2 protein-coding genes are annotated in these 17,202 nt (G+C 62.9%); both read left to right on the forward strand.

The window, feature by feature from the left end; genetic code table 11:
* Positions 1-4,805: non-ribosomal peptide synthetase (locus HX821_RS25810; protein WP_177036766.1), on the forward strand; the 4,805-nt coding region annotated here is incomplete at its 5' end.
* Positions 4,805-17,134 (forward strand): non-ribosomal peptide synthase/polyketide synthase, encoded by a 12,330-nt coding sequence (locus HX821_RS25815; RefSeq protein ID WP_177036768.1) that lies wholly within the window; start codon positions 4,805-4,807, stop codon positions 17,132-17,134. The genes HX821_RS25810 and HX821_RS25815, both read left to right, overlap by 1 nt.
* Positions 17,135-17,202: the final 68 nt, after the last annotated feature.

The following is a 17,202-nucleotide window of genomic DNA, read 5'->3' on the forward strand; positions in this document are numbered from 1 at the left end:
GGCAAGACGTGCTGAAACTGGAACGGGTTGGCCTCACCGACAACTTCTTCGAACTGGGTGGCGACTCGATTATCTCGATTCAAGTGGTCAGCCGCGCCCGGCAGTCCGGCATCCGCTTTAGTCCAAAAGACCTGTTCCAGCACCAGACGGTGCAGGCATTGGCGACTGTCGCGCAGACCGGTGACCCGGTGCAGGTAATCGATCAGGCTGCGGTGCAGGGCCCGGCGTTGCTGCTGCCGATTCAACAGGCTTACTTTGCCGACGCCATCCCGCAGCGTCACCACTACAACCAGTCGGTGCTGCTGCAACCGGCCCGTGCGCTGCAAGCGGCGCTGGTGGAGCAAGCATTGCAGGCGCTGGTGCTGCATCACGATGCGTTGCGGGTGATGTTCAACGAAAGCGCCGAAGGCTGGAGTGCCAGCCATCGCGACGCATCGATGCGCAATGATCTGTTATGGGTGCGCCCGGTGGCCGATGCTGGCGCGCTGGAAGTGCTGGCCAATCAAGCCCAGCGCAGCCTGAACCTGCAAACCGGACCCTTGCTGCGCGCCGTGTTGGCGACCCTGGACGATGGCACCCAGCGGCTGTTGCTGGTGATCCATCACCTGGCGGTGGACGGTGTGTCGTGGCGGATTCTGTTCGACGACCTGCAAACGGCCTACAACCAATTGCTCGCCGGGCAAGCCTTGCAATTGCCGGCCAAGACCAGCTCGGTCAAGACGTTTGCCGAACAGTTGCAAGCGCATGCACGCAGCGCGCAATTGCAGCAGCAGTTGGCCTACTGGCAGGCGCAACTGCAAGGTGCGCCGGCTGACCTGCCGTGCCTCAACCCCGAGGCGAGCCCACAGAACGGCCAGGCCGTCACTGTTCATACGCGTCTGGACAAACACCTGACGCGGCAACTGCTGCAGGAAGCGCCAGCCGCCTATCGCACTCAGGTCAACGACCTGTTGCTGACCGCCCTGGCGCGGGTGGTCTGCCGTTGGACCGGGCATGCAAGTACCTTGATCCAGCTTGAAGGCCATGGTCGCGAAGAGTTGTTTGCCAACATCGACCTGACGCGCACCGTGGGGTGGTTCACCAGTATGTTCCCGGTCCAGTTGTCGCCGGCGGCGGCACTCGGGGACTCGATCAAGTCGATCAAGCAAGGGTTGCGATCGATCCCGGACAAGGGGGTGGGTTTCGGCGCGCTGCGCTTCCTCGGTGACGAGGCCAGCCGGTCAGCCTTGCAAGCGCTGCCGGTGCCGCGCATTACCTTCAACTACCTGGGGCAGTTCGACGCCAGCTTCGATAAGGAACAGGGCGCGTTGTTCAGCCCGGCCAGCGAAAGCGCCGGTGAAGAGCAAAGCGCGATGGCGCCCCTGGGCAATTGGCTGAGCCTCAACGGGCGGGTATTTGATGGCGCACTGAGCCTGGGCTGGACGTTCAGCCACCAACAGTTCGAGCAGGCCACCATCCAGCAACTGGCCGACGATTATGCCGTGGAGCTGGCTCTGTTGATCGGTCATTGCTGCGATCCTGCAAACCATGGCATGACGCCTTCCGACTTCCCGCTGGCCAGCTTTACCCAACCGCAGCTCGATAACCTGGGCCTCGCCGCCCGTTCGGTGGATGACATCTACCCGCTGGCGCCGATGCAGCAGGGCATGCTGTTCCACAGCTTGTACGAACACGGCAGCGGTCAGTACATCAATCAGATGTGCCTGGACATCGACGGTCTCGACCCACAGCGTTTCGAGGCTGCCTGGCAGGCGGCGGTCGACGCCCATGACATTTTGCGCAGCAGTTTCATCTGGGAAGGCAGCGAGCAACCGGTGCAGGTGGTGCATAAACAGGTGCGCGTACCCTTCACCGCGCTGGATTGGAGCACACGCACGGATGCCCCGCAGGCCCTCGTCGAGTTGGCGTCCAGCGAGCGCGACCAGGGTTTCGACCTCGCCCTCGCGCCGCTGCTGCGGCTGGTGCTGGTCAAGACCGCTGAACAGCGTTATCACCTGATTTATACCCATCACCACATTCTGATGGACGGCTGGAGCAACTCGCAGCTGCTGGGCGAGGTGTTGCAACGTTACGATGGCCAGGTGCTGCCGCGCCCGGCCGGCCGCTATCGTGACTACATCGCCTGGCTGCAAGGGCGTGATGCCAAGGCCAGTGAGACGTTCTGGCGTGCGCAACTGCACGCGCTCGACGCGCCGACGCGCCTCGCCGAAAACCGTTTCGCCGCGCCGCAGCCGGCTGTCGAGACCAGCCATGCCAGCCTGTATCACTCACTGTCCCAACAGCAGACCCAACGCCTGGGCGAATTCGCCCGCCAGCAAAAGGTCACCCTCAACACCGTGGTCCAGGCGGCCTGGTTGCTGCTCCTGCAACATTACACCGGGCATGACACGGTGGCCTTCGGCGCCACGGTGTCCGGACGCCCCGGCGAACTCAAAGGCGTCGAACAGCAGATAGGCCTGTTCATCAATACCTTGCCGGTGATTGCCAGCCCCCGGCCGGAACAATCGGTCACCAGCCTGCTGCAACAGCTTCAGGCCGGCAACGTTGCGTTGCGCGAGCATGAACACACGCCGCTGTTCGAGATTCAGCGCTGGGCCGGGCAGGGCGGTGAAGGCCTGTTCGACACGCTGCTGGTGTTCGAAAACTACCCGCTGGCCGAGGCCCTGCAAGCGCAGGCACCGTCAGGCCTGAGCTTCGGCACGGTGGGTAATCAGGAACAGACTAATTTCCCGTTGACCCTGGCCGTTAATCTCAATGAGACCCTGAGCCTGCACTTCACTTATGCCCATGCTGCGTTCCATACACATACAATCCAGCGCCTGGCTGAGCAGGTGGAGCACGTGCTCGCACAGATGGTGAGCCTGGCCGCCGACCGTAGCCTGGGCGATATCGACCTGGTTGGCGCGGCGACGCGCACCGTGCTGTTGCGCGACTGGAATGCCACGGCAGTGCCGGCCACCGACCCACGCCACGTTCATCAATGGTTCGAGTCCCAGGCTCGACGCACGCCTGATGCGCCGGCCCTGTTGGCCGATCAAGCGTCGCTGACCTATGCCCAGCTCAACCTGCGCGCCAATCGCCTGGCTCATGCGTTGATCGAGCGGGGTGTAGGCCCGGACGTGTTGGTGGGGCTGTGCATGCCGCGCAGCGTGCAGATGGTCGTCGGGCTACTGGCGATCCTCAAGGCCGGTGGTGCCTATGTACCGCTGGACCCCGCTTATCCACAGGATCGCTTGATGTACATGGTCGAGGACAGCGGCATTGCCTTGCTGTTGACCGAAACCAGCGTACAGCCGTACTTCGCTGACGTGGCCGTGGACTGCCTGCTGCTGGACGCACTGCCCGAGCGGTTCGATGGCTACGGCGAGCATGAGCCTTCGGTAACCGTCGACAGCCAGAACCTCGCCTATGTGATCTATACCTCCGGTTCCACCGGGAAACCCAAAGGCGTGACGATTCGCCATGGCGCCCTGAGCAACCATATGGAATGGATGCAGGGTTGCCTGAAGCTGAATCACAGTGACCGTGTCCTGCAGAAGACCGCCATCAGTTTCGACGCCTCGGTGTGGGAGTTCTGGTTGCCACTGATGAGCGGCGCGCAACTGGTATTGGCCGCGCCGCAATTGAACCTGGACTTGACCACCTTGTGGGTCGAGGTGGAGCGTTGGGGGATCAGTGTGCTGCAAATGGCGCCATCGTTGCTGCAGGCGCTGTTGCCGCTGGCGACCCGTGAACACCTGGCCTCCTTGCGCCTGCTGCTGTGCGGCGGTGAAGCGCTGAGTGCGCACCTTTCCCGCCAGGTCCTGGGCCTCTTCGATGGCGAGTTGCGCAATCTTTATGGCCCCACGGAGGCCACGATTGATACCAGCAGCCATGCCGTGGCGGCCACTGTCGAAGACGACGGGCGAATCATCGCCATCGGTCGTCCGATCAACAACGTATGCACCTATGTGCTGGACGGCGCCTTGCAGCCTTGCGCCGTGGGGGCGATTGGCGAGTTGTACATCGGTGGTGAATCCCTGGCCCGTGGTTATCACCAGCGTCCAGGGCTGACCGCCGAGCGCTTCGTTCCCGATCCGTTTGGCGAGTCGGCCGCCGCACGCCTGTATCGCACCGGCGACCTGGTGCGCCACGCCGAAAATGGCGTAATCGAATACATCGGCCGGATTGACCATCAGGTGAAAATCCGTGGCCTGCGCATTGAGCTGGGTGAAATCGAAGCCCGCCTCCACGCTCAACCTGAAGTACGAGACGCGGTAGTGCTGGCTCGGGAAACGGCGACCGGCACGAGCCTGGTGGGTTGGCTTGTCAGCCAGGACAGCAGCCTGGATAGGGCGGCCGAGGCGCGCTTGAGTGAACAGCTCAAGGCGCGGCTGGCACAACAGATGCCGGACTTCATGGTGCCCACCCATCTGGTCTTCCTCGATCAACTGCCGCTTACACCCAACGGCAAACTCGACCGCAAGGCACTGCCCGCACCGGATACCCGCGCGCTGCATTCGGCTTACCTGGCGCCGCAAAGCGATCTGGAATGCAAGGTCGCGGCCATCTGGCAAGGCGTGCTCAACGTTGAGCAGGTCGGTCTGGCGGATGATTTCTTCGAGCTGGGCGGGCATTCGCTGCTGGTGGTGAATGTGGTGTCGCGCCTGCAGCTCGAACTGGGCATGAAGTTAACGCCCCAATTGATATTCCAATTTCCGGTCCTCGGTGCGTTTGTCGCGCAACTGGAGCAGACCGGCACGTCAATGAGCACGTCAAAATTGAGCAAGCTTGAAGCGCTGCTTGATGAATTCGAGGAGGTTTGATGGACACCGCTGTCGCACAACGTATTGCCAGGCGCTTCATAACGCTGCCGCTGGAAAAACGCCGTCTTTACCTGCAGAAAATGCTCGAAGAGGACGTTTCCCCGGCGAACCTGCCGATTCCGCCTGTCAGTGCCGAGTTCGACACGTTGTCATTGTCCTTTGCCCAGGAGCGTCAATGGTTCTTGTGGCAGCTGGACCCGGAAAGCGCGGCTTATCACATGCCTACGGCCCTGCGCTTGCGCGGTCCATTGGACATTGCGGCGCTGCAACAGAGTTTCAGTGCGCTGGTCGCGCGCCATGAGAGCCTGCGTACCACCTTCGTGGTGCACGGCGAGCAAGTGGTGCAGCAAGTGCAGGAGGCTGCACCGGTAAATCTGCAGGTGCAGCCTCTGGCCCAGGTGCCGGATGCGGCGCAACTGCGGCATTTGATCGAAGACGAGACGCGCCGGCTGTTCGACTTGCAGCAGGGGCCCTTGTTGCGTACGTGCCTGTTGCAACTGGGCGCGGATGACCATGTGCTGATTGTCACCTTGCACCACATCGTTTCCGATGGCTGGTCGATGCAGGTAATGGTCGAGGAGTTGGTCAAGGGTTACGCCGCGTTCAGTCGAGGGTTGAGCCTGGAACTGCCAGCGTTGCCGATTCAATACAGCGACTACGCCATCTGGCAGCGGCACTGGATGGAGGCCGGCGAGCGGGAGCGGCAGTTGCAATACTGGACCGCGCAACTGGGCGGCGAGCAGCCGGTGCTTGAGCTCCCGACTGACGTTGCCCGCCCGGCCGTGATGAGCTATCGCGGTGCCCGGCTGGAGTTGGATATCGACGCCGCGCTGGCCTGCGGCCTCAAGCAGATGGCCCAGCGCGAAGGGGTCAGTCTGTTCATGATCCTGCTGGCCTCCTACCAGGCCTTGCTGCATCGCTACAGCGGGCAGAACGACATTCGGGTTGGCGTGCCGACCGCGAACCGTAACCGGGTGGAGACCGAGGGGTTGATCGGCTTTTTCGTCAACACCCAAGTGCTCAAGAGTGAGGTCGACAGCCAGGGCTCCTTCAGTGCCTTGCTGCAACAGGTCAAGCAGACTGCGCTGGATGCCCAGGCGCATCAGGACCTGCCGTTCGAGCAACTGGTGGAAGCCTTGCAGCCGCAACGCAACCTGAGCCACAGCCCGCTGTTTCAAGTGATGTTCAACCACCAGACCCAAGGCCCGGCGGGCGAGGGGCCGGCCGGTGAATTGAAGGTCGAGGGGCTGCGCTGGGATACCCATAGTGCACAGTTCGACTTGACCCTGGAAACCATGGAGCGCCCCGATGGCCTGTCTGCGGCGCTGATCTATGCCACGGATCTGTTCGGTGCAGACACGGTTGCGCGGATGGCCGGGCACTGGCAAAACCTGCTGCAGGCAATCATCGCGAACCCGGCACAAAGCATCGGTGAGCTGCCGTTGCTTGACGCTGAACAGCGCCAAGCGCAGCTCGACGATTGCGTCCGCACGTCGGTAGCCACCCCGCAGGCGGGTTATGTTCATCGATTGTTCGAGGCACAGGTGGCCCGCTCGCCGGAGGCGCAGGCGCTGGTCATCAATGGCCAGCGCTTGAGCTACGGGCAACTCAATACCCGGGCCAATCAGTTGGCGGTGGAGCTGCAACGTCACGGGGTGGGCGCGGGTGTGCTGGTGGGCATTGCCGTCGAACGCAGCCCGCACATGCTGATCGGGTTGTTGGCAATCCTCAAGGCCGGCGGCGCCTATCTGCCCCTCGATCCCGCGTTCCCGCAGGATCGCCTCGCCTACATGATTGAGGACAGTGGCATCGACCTGTTGCTGACCCAACATTCGCTGCTCAGCCAGATCCCGGTGCCTGACACGGTCACTACGCTGGTGCTGGATCAACCGGGCAATTGGCTTGACGGCCATGCCGGTGACGATCTGCCAACCCGGCTGGATCCGGAGCACCTGGCTTATGTCATCTACACGTCTGGCTCCACCGGCCAGCCGAAAGGGGTGATGGTGCGACATGGCGCCCTGACCAACTTTGTCGCAAGCATGGCCAGGGTGCCGGGCATGACCGCCCAGGATCGGGCGTTGTCACTGACCACGTTCTCGTTTGATATTTTCGGCCTGGAAATCTACGTACCCCTGATGGTCGGCGCGTGCATCGTGCTGACCGGCCAGGAGGTGGCGCAGGACCCGTACGCAGTGCTGGCCCTGATCGACGCCGAACAGGTCAACGTGGTGCAGGCGACTCCCTCGACCTGGCGCATGTTGCTCGACAATGAACAGGCCCACGTGCTCCAGGGGTGCACGTGCCTGTGCGGCGGCGAGGCGTTGCCCCAGGAACTGGCGGTGCGCATGCTTGGCCTTGGCGGTGAAGTCTGGAATCTCTATGGCCCGACGGAAACCACGGTCTGGTCGGCGTTGCACCGGCTGCGTCCGCAGGCTGCGCAACCTTGGCTGGGCGGGCCAATCGACAACACATCGCTGTACATCGTCGGTGCAGACCTGATGCCGGTGCCCTATGGTGTTGCCGGCGAATTGCTGATCGGCGGGGACGGCCTGGCGCGGGGTTACTTCCAGCGCCCTGGATTGACCGCCGAACGTTTTGTTCCCCATCCGTTTTCCAGCACCGGCGAGCGGCTTTACCGCACCGGCGACCTCGCACGTCAGCGCCCGGACGGTATCCTCGAATACCTGGGGCGGATCGACCATCAGGTGAAAATTCGCGGTTTCCGCATCGAGCTCGGGGAAATCGAAGCGCGCCTGCTGGAGCAGGACGCTGTACGTGAAGCCGCGGTACTGGCCCAGGATGCCCCGGGCGGCCAGGCGTTGGTGGCGTATGTGGTCCCCGCCGCCGAATGGCAGGGCCTGGATGCCGACGGCCAGGGTCGCCTGCGCGACAGCCTGAACGCCCGGCTCAAGGCCAACTTGCCCGACTACATGGTGCCGGCGCATATGGTGCTGTTGCCTAGGTTCCCGCTGACCCCCAATGGCAAGCTGGACCGCAGGCAACTGCCCAAGCCCGATGCCAGCCAATGGCAGAAAACCTACGTGGCTGCGCAGACGCCGGTGCAGCAAGCGGTGGCGGCGATCTGGGCCGAGGTGCTCAACGTGCCGCGGGTTGGCCTGAGTGACAACTTTTTCGAGCTGGGCGGCCATTCGCTGCTGGCGACCCAAATGGTTTCGCGGATTCGCCAGCAACTGCAAGTCCAGGTGCCTTTGCGCCTGCTGTTCGCCCATAACACCCTGCAAGCATTTGTCGAGGCGATGGCCCCGGCATCGTTGACTCCTGAACAGGCCATCCCGCGCGTTGCACGCGACCAGCCGCTTGCCCTGTCATATGCCCAGCAACGGCAATGGTTTTTGTGGCAATTGGAGCCCACCAGCAGCGCCTACCATATTCCCGCGGCCCTGCGTTTGCGTGGACACCTTGACCTGGCGGCCTTGCAACAGTGTTTTGACGCTCTGGTGGCGCGTCATGAGAGCTTGCGTACCCGGTTTGTGCTGGAGAACGAGCGTCCCGTACAACGGGTCGACGCGCCGGCACCGGTGGCGATTGCGCTTGAGTCGGCGGCTGCCGGGCTGGATGACCCTGGCCTGCGCGGCTTGATTGAAACTGAAACCCGCCAACTCTTTGATCTGCAGCGCGGGCCGTTGCTGCGGGTCAAGCTGTTGCAACTGGGCGCTGAAGATCACGTGCTGATCCTGACCCAACACCACATCGTGTCGGATGCCTGGTCGATGCGGGTCATGATCGATGAGCTGATGCAGTTATACCGCGGCTTCAGTCAAGGCCAACCGGCGGCGTTGGCGGCACTGCCGATCCAGTATGCCGATTACGCACAGTGGCAGCGTCAGTGGCTGGCGGCGGGTGAGCAGCAACGTCAGCTCAGCTACTGGACAGAACAGTTGGGCGGCGAGCAACCGGTCCTTGAACTGCCAACCGACCATCCACGTCCGGCTCAGCAAAGCTATCGTGGGGCCCGGTTGCCGATCACCCTCGAGCCGTCCCTGGCCGAGAGTCTCAAGCGCCTGGCGCAGCAGCAAAACACCACACTGTTCATGCTGCTGCTGGCCGGCTTCCAGACCTTGTTGCACCGCTACAGCGGGCAGCAGGATATTCGTGTCGGGGTACCGATTGCCAACCGCAATCGCCTGGAAACCGAAGGGATGCTGGGTTTCTTCGTCAACACCCAGGTACTCCGGGCCGACATTGAGGGGCACCTGCGCTTTGACCAATTGCTTCATCAGGTCAAGCAGCGGGTACTGGGAGCACAGGCCCATCAGGACCTGCCGTTCGAGCAACTGGTGGAGCTGCTTGCACCTGCACGCAACCTGAGCCATACGCCGTTGTTCCAGGCCATGTTCAACCATGCCAGTGATGCTCGTCGCGAGGCGATTGAACTGCCGGGGTTGAGCCTGGAGCAATTGACCTGGGATTCGGGCAGCGTGCAGTTCGACCTCTCCCTGGATACGTTCGAGTACAGCGAAGGCATCAGTGCCGCACTGTCCTATGCCTCTGACTTGTTTGAGCCAGCCACCGTCGCACGCCTGGGCGAACACTGGCTGAACCTGCTGCGCGCGATTGTGGCCAACCCCACCCAGCGCATCGCCGAATTACCGATGCTCGATGCGGTGCAGCGCCGGATGATGGTTGAGGACTGGAACCGCACGTTCGCCCACTACCCGAACCACCAGCCGGTGCACCACTTGATCGAAGCCCAGGTGGAACGGGCCCCGCATGCCGTGGCGTTGGTGTTCGAGGGGCAGTCGCTGACCTATGCCCAGCTCAACGCGCGGGCCAACCGATTGGCTCACGCCTTGATCGCGCGTGGCGTAGGCCCCGATGTGCTGGTGGGCATTGCACTGCACCGCAGCCTGGAAATGGTGGTGGGCCTGTTGGCGATCCTGAAGGCCGGCGGCGCCTATGTACCGCTGGACCCGGAATACCCGCCGGAACGCCTGTCCTACATGATCGACGACAGCGGCATCGAATGGTTGCTGACCCAGCAAGCACTGGTCGCAACCTTGCCGCTGCCGGAACGGGTGCGCACGCTGATACTCGATGGTGACGATGCCTGGCTGGCCGGTGAGGCGCAAGGCAACCCCGAGTCGCGGGCCGTCGCGCAAAACCTCGCCTATGTGATTTACACCTCCGGATCCACCGGCAAACCCAAAGGGGCTGGCAACAGCCACGGTGCCCTGACCAACCGGTTGTGCTGGATGCAACAGGCCTACGGGTTGCACGCCGACGACCGCGTGCTGCAAAAAACGCCGTTCAGCTTCGATGTGTCCGTCTGGGAGTTTTTCTGGCCGCTTATGACCGGCGTCCGCTTGGTCGTGGCGTCGCCAGGGGATCATCGCGATCCACAGAAGCTGGTCCAATTGATCGAGCGCGAGGGCATTACTACCCTGCATTTCGTCCCGTCGATGCTGCAAGCGTTCGTGCTGGATGCCAATGTCAGCCGCTGCACCAGCCTCACCCGTATCGTTTGCAGTGGCGAAGCGTTGCCGATCGATGCGCAGCAGCAGGTCTTCGCCAAGCTGCCGGGCGCGGGGCTGTTCAATCTCTACGGCCCTACCGAAGCCGCAATTGACGTCACCCACTGGACCTGTCGTGACGAGGGCCGTGACGCAGTGCCCATCGGCGAGCCGATTGCGAACTTGATGACCTACATTCTCGACGCCGAGCTCAACCCGGTGCCCTGCGGCGTCAACGGCGAACTGTACCTCAGCGGCCAGGGACTGGCGCGTGGGTACCACCGTCGCCCGGAGCTGACGGCCGAACGATTCGTGGCAAGCCCGTTTGTCGCGGGTGAACGGCTGTACCGCACGGGCGACTTGGCCCGTTACCGCGTTGACGGGGTGATTGATTACATTGGCCGTATCGACCATCAGGTGAAAATCCGCGGTTTTCGTATCGAGCTGGGTGAAATCGAGGCCCGTTTGCTGGAGCACGGGGCCGTGCGCGAAGCCGTGGTGGTGGCGCAGGACAGCCGCAACGGCAAAGCCCTGAGTGGCTACGTCGTTACCCAGCCTGGCGCCGCCAGCGACTGGCCGGCACTGCGCGAGGCGCTGACAGCGCATCTGCGCCAGACCCTGCCGGAACACATGGTGCCGACGCACCTGACGCCGCTGGAAAAAATGCCCCTGAGCCCCAACGGCAAACTCGACCGCAAGGCTCTCCCGGTGCCAGACATGGCTGAGGTACAGCAGGACTTCGTGGCTCCCGCCAATGCAGTCGAAAGTGCCCTGGTCGAGATCTGGCAAGCCGTCCTCGGCGTGGCCCGGGTGGGCACTGCCGATAACTTCTTCGCCTTGGGCGGTGACTCGATCAATTCGATTCAAGTGGTCAGCCGTGCACGTCAGCAGGGAATCGGCCTGGCCCCCAAGGACCTGTTCCTGCACCAGAACATCCAGGCGCTGGCCCGGGCTGCGAGCGCCGATCAAGCCGCAACGATCGATCAGGGGCCGGTCAGCGGTGACAGCCATCTGGTTCCGATGCAGCACTGGTTCTTCGCCAATGACATGGCGCACCGTGACCACTGGAACCAGTCGCTGATGCTGACCCCGCGCGAGCCATTGGACGGCGCATGTCTGCAGCAGGCCCTTGAGCACGTGGTGGCCCATCATGACGCTTTGCGCTTGCGCTTCGTGCAATCGGGCGATGGTACCTGGCAGGCCAGCCATGAGGCCGTCCGCGCACAACCGGTAGGCCTCTGGCAGCGCCAGGCAGAGAACGCCGATGAGATCATCGCCATTGCCAACCAGGCGCAACGCAGCCTCGACCTGCAACACGGCCCGCTGTTGCGTTGCAGCCTGATCGCAGTGCAGGACGGCAGTTCGCGCCTGCATCTGGCGATTCACCATCTGGTGATGGACGGTGTGTCGTGGCGCGTGCTGCTGGAAGACTTGCAAACGGCCTACCGGCAACTGGCGGTAAACCAGCCTGTGGTGTTGCCACCCAAGTCCACCGCGTTCAAGGCGTGGGCCGAGCAGTTGCAGGGCTACGCCCACAGCGAAGGGCTGGCTCGGGAGTTGAGTTACTGGACCGGGCAACAGGCCCATGCGTTGCCGGAACTGCCACGGGCGCGGCCTGAGGGCAGCCAGGCTTCGGTGCATGGCCATTCGGTCAACACGCGTCTGGATACAGAACAGACTCGGCGCCTGCTCAAGCAGGCACCGTCGGCCTATCGCACCCAGGTCAACGACCTTTTGCTCAGTGCCCTGGCGCAGGTGATTTGCCAGTGGACTGCGCAACCTGCGTGCCTGGTGCAACTGGAAGGCCATGGCCGTGAGGAACTGTTCGGCGACGTCGACCTGAGCCGCACGTTGGGCTGGTTCACCAGCCTGTTCCCGGTGGTATTGACCCCATCGGTGCACGCGGCAGACACCATCAAGGGCATCAAGGAACAGCTGCGCGCGGTGCCGAACAAGGGCCTGGGTTATGGCGTGCTGCGTTACCTCGGTGCAGAGGATGTCCGCTCGCGTCTGGCGAAACTCGCGCAGGCCCGGATTACCTTCAACTACCTCGGCCAGTTCGACCAGAGCTTTGATGAGCAGGCGTTATTCGCGCCGAGCGAGGAGGGCAGCGGGGCTGGGCACGCTGATGACGTGGCGCTGGGCAACTGGCTGACCATCGATGGCCGGGTGTACAACGGCCAGTTGTCCCTGGACTGGACCTTCAGCCGCGACGTTTTTGATGAGGCCACCGTCCAGCAATTGGCCGATGCCTACGGCGTCGCGTTGCAGGCACTGATCGAGCATTGCTGCGGCGAAGAGCATCAGGGCCTGACGCCGTCTGACTTCCCGCTGGCCCGTTTGACCCAGGCGCACCTTGACGGCCTGCCGGTGCCCGTGGCGCAGGTGCAAGACGTCTATGCGTTGTCACCGATGCAAGAAGGCATGCTGTTCCACACCCTGGCCGACGACAGCAGCGGCTTGTACATCAACCAGATCAGCCTGCCGGTACACGGGCTGGATACCGAGCGCTTCGCCGCAGCCTGGCAATCGGTGATTGAGCGTGAGGACATTCTGCGGACCAGCTTTCACTGGCAGGATGGCTTGAGCGCCCCGGTGCAAATTGTCCACCGCCAGGCCGAATTGCCGCTGCTGATCGAAGATTGGCGCGGCCAGGACATCAGCGAACAGGCGGTCGGCGAGCGGGCAACGGCTGATTACCTGCAAGGGTTCGATCTGGCCCGTGCGCCGTTGCAGCGTGTGCTGTTGCTGCGGCTTGAGGACGACCGTTACCAGATGATCTGGACCTGCCATCACATCCTGATGGACGGCTGGAGCAGTTCGCGACTGTTTGGCGAGGTAATGCAGTTTTATGCCCAGGGCCACGTGCCGACACGCAACGGTCGTTACCGCGAGTTCATCGAATGGCTGCAACGCCAGGATCAACGGGCGCTGGAGGGCTTCTGGAGAAGCCGTCTTGCAACGCTGGAGCAGGCCACTTCGCTGAACCAGGCGATGTTCCCGCGGCATGTCGAGGATTTGCCCGGGCACCAAGCGCTTTACTCACGTTGGGATGCGGTGCAAACCGCACGCCTGCAACAGGCTTGCCGCGCCTTGCAAATCACCCCCAACACGCTGATCCAGGGCGCGTGGCTGTTGTTGCTGCAACGCTTTACCGGGCAGAACACTGTGGTGTTCGGTGCCACCGTGGCTGGCCGTCCTGCGGGGTTGGCCAATGCCGACAACATCCTGGGGCTGTTCATCAATACGCTACCGGTGATCCAGACCCTGGAACCCGCGCAGCCGCTGGATCAGTGGCTGCAAGCGTTGCAGGCCTGCAACATGGACATCCGTGAGTACGCACACGCGCCGCTGGCGGATATCCAGCGCTGGTCGGGGCTGGGTGGGCAAGGGCTGTTCGACAGCATCATCGTGTTTGAAAACTACCCGATCGATGAGCGCCTGGGTGAGCAACAGGACACCGGCCTGAGTTTCGGCGAGTCGCGTAACCATGACGTGACCAACTTTGCGATGGACCTGGCGGTCAACCTCGGCGAACAGTTGTCGATCGAATATCTGTTCCTGCGCAATGCCTTCAGTGTCGAGGCGGTAGAGCAGATTCGCCGCTGCATGGAAGACACCCTTGAGGCCATGATCGTTGCGCCGACGGCGCGACTGGGCAACCTTCAGCGCCTTGGGGCCGAGCAGTGGCAAGCCTTTGAGCAGTGGAGTGCGGCGCCGAATGCCAGCTATCAGGCGCAGCTCTTGCCGGAACTGATCGCACGCCATGCCCATTCGCGTGGCGAGGCGACGGCACTGGTGTGTGGGGGCGATTCGCTGAGCTACGGTGAGCTGGAACGTCGAGCCAATGGCCTGGCCCATCGCTTGATCGAGCTGGGGGCCGGGCCGGAAGTGGTGGTCGGGGTGGCCCTGGAGCGCTCCGTCGAGATGATCGTGGCGTTACTGGCGGTGATGAAAAGCGGCGCGGCTTATGTGCCGTTGGACATCGACTATCCGCCCGAACGCCTGGCGTTCATGATGCAAGACTCGGCGATGGCGCTGTTGCTGACCCATAGCCAGGTGCAGGCGCGCCTTCCGGCGGTGGAAGGCCTGGCGCAGCTGGCCATCGACACGTTTGACCGCGCCGGCTACAGCGACACGCCGCCCGCCAGCAGTTTGCTGGGCGCCAATCTGGCCTACTTGATTTATACCTCGGGCTCCACCGGTCGGCCGAAAGGCGTGGCAGTGGCGCATGGGCCGATGAGCATGCATTGCCAGGCCATCGCCGGGCTGTATGACATGGATGAGCGCACCCGCGAGCTGCATTTCATGTCATTTGCCTTCGACGGCGCTCATGAGCGCTGGCTCAGTACGCTATTGAGCGGGGGCACGCTGGTGATCCGCGATGCCAGCCTGTGGACACCGGAGCAGACCTTCGACGCCTTGCATCAACACGGCATCACGATTGCCTGTTTCCCGCCGGCCTACCTCAAGCAGTTGGCCGAGTACGCGGCCCATAGCCAACAGGAACCACCCGCGGTACGGGTGTATTGCTTCGGTGGCGATGCGGTGCCGGACCAGACCTTCGAACAAGTGAAAGCGGCACTGCGTCCACAGTTCTTTACCAACGGCTATGGCCCCACCGAAACCGTGGTCACGCCGATGCTCTGGAAGGTCCCGGTCGACACCCGGTGCGAGGCCGCCTATGCGCCGATCGGGCGTGCTGTCGGCGAGCGCGCGCTGTACGTGCTGGACGAAGACCTCAACCCGCTGCCGCCGGGGATTGCCGGTGAGCTCTACATCGGCGGACAGGGCATTGCCCGCGGCTATTACCGTCGTCCGGACCTGAGTGCCGAGCGCTTTGTGCCGGACCCGTTCGGGTCGCCGGGCGATCGCCTCTACCGCAGCGGCGACCTGGTACGCCAGCGTGTTGATGGTGTGCTTGATTACGTCGGGCGTATTGACCACCAGATCAAGGTCCGGGGCTTTCGCATTGAACTGGGGGAAATCGAGGCGAGCCTGCGGCAACTGGACGATGTCAGTGACGCGTTGGTGATCGCCCGTGACAGTGCGTCGGGCAAGCAACTGATCGGTTATGTGGTGACGCCCGATGGCATGGCCATCGGTGATCGCCTCAAGGCGGACTTGCGCGCGCAATTGCCGGATTACATGGTGCCCACCCAGGTCATCTGCATGGCGGCGCTGCCTGTCACGCCCAACGGCAAGCTGGATCGCCAGGCCTTGCCGGAGCCTGAATTCAAGGGCGGCGAGTATGTTCCCGGCCGTACTCGTGACGAGCAACTGCTGGCACAGGTCTGGGCTGATGTGTTGCAAGTGGAACGCGTGGGCATCACCGACAACTTCTTCGAGTTGGGCGGTGACTCGATCCTCAGCCTGCAAGTCGTCTCGCGGGTACGCAACCACCCTGAACTGAAGATGGACCTCAAGCTGCGGGACCTGATGCGCGGGCAGACCATCGAGGCGATTTTCGAGCAGCGTTCAAGCACCGTCGCCACGCTGATCGAGGATGTTTCGCAGGTGGCCGCCGAGGGCCAGTTCAACCTGATTCCGATCCAGCAGTGGCTGTTCGACCAGCGTATGAGCGAGCCGCACCATTACAACCAGGCATTGATGCTGCGTGCACGCCAGGCGCTGAATCTGCCGGCGCTGGAGCTGGCATTGCGCTGCATGTTGAAGCAGCACGACGCCCTGCGCCTGCGCTTTCGTGAGGTGGGCGCACGCTATTACCAGCATTACCAGCCGCTGGAGGACATGCAGGCGCAATGGGCCACTGAGCCCTTGTTATGGCAACACACCGTGGCCGATGAAGCGGAGCTTGAGCTGTACGCCGAACAGGTACAGCGCAGCCTGGACCTGCAAGACGGGCCGGTGTGGCGTACCGCTCATGTGACGTTGGGCGATGGCCAGGTGCGGGTATTGATGGTGATCCATCATTTGGTGATCGACACCGTTTCCTGGCGTTTGCTGCTGCAGGATTTGCAGGTCGCTTATGAGGCTTACCGCAATGGCCAGGCGCCGGCCCTGCCGATTCGTACCAGCAGCTACCGGGCCTGGGCCGAGGGGCTGCAAGCGTACGCGGCGAATTATCCGGCGCAGGAGCAAGCCTGGTGGCTTGAGCAGATCGACCAGCCGGGCAGTGAGCTACCGTGCGATAACCCGCGTGGCAAGAACCAGGTGCAGTACCAGTCGGTCGCGCTGATGGGCCTGTCGCAGGAACATACCCAGCAGTTGCTCAAGCAAGTGCCTGCGGTCTACCAGACGCAGATCAACGATGTGTTGCTCGCCGCGCTGAGCCGGGTGTTGTGCCGCTGGAGCGGGCAGCCTTCGGTATTGATCCAGCTCGAAGGCCATGGCCGCGAAGACCTGGTCAAGGACATCGACCTGAGCCGCAGCCTGGGCTGGTTCACCAGCATGTTCCCGGTGCGCCTGGCACCCGGTGCCGGGGCTGACATCGGGAGCTCGGTGCGTGCGGTGCAGCGGCAATTGGCGGCCGTACCGAACAAGGGCCTGGGCTACGGCATCCTGCGTCACATGAGCGGTGTGTCGATGGCCGATACCTTGCGCCTGGCACCCCAGGCGCGTGTCACCTTCAACTACCTGGGGCAGTTCGACCAGAGCTTCGATGACAAGGCGATGCTGGTGCCGGCTCAGGAGAGCTATGGCAGTTGCTACAGCCCGCAGGCGGCCCTGGGCAATTGGCTGGAAGTGGTGGGGCAGGTGTATGACGGACGCCTGGCGATGCGCTGTATTTTCAGCACGCGCCGCTACCGTGCCGAAACCGTCGAACAGTTGATGCGAGAGTACCAGGCCGAACTGGAGGCGCTGATCGAGCATTGCGTGGCACAAGCGGCTTAAGGATTGAGGCCGATCCATCGTTATACAAAGAGGGGCCCTTGTGGCTCCTCTTTCGTCTGTGGCTTTTT

Origin of the sequence: Pseudomonas sp. B6001 (assembly GCF_013386015.1) — a bacterium.
Taxonomy (GTDB): Bacteria; Pseudomonadota; Gammaproteobacteria; order Pseudomonadales; family Pseudomonadaceae; genus Aquipseudomonas.

Bases quoted from the DNA above. Each gene is read 5' to 3' on its own strand.
- HX821_RS25815 (WP_177036768.1), top strand. From the start codon at position 4,805: ATGGACACCGCTGTCGCACAACGTATTGCCAGGCGCTTCATAACGCTG.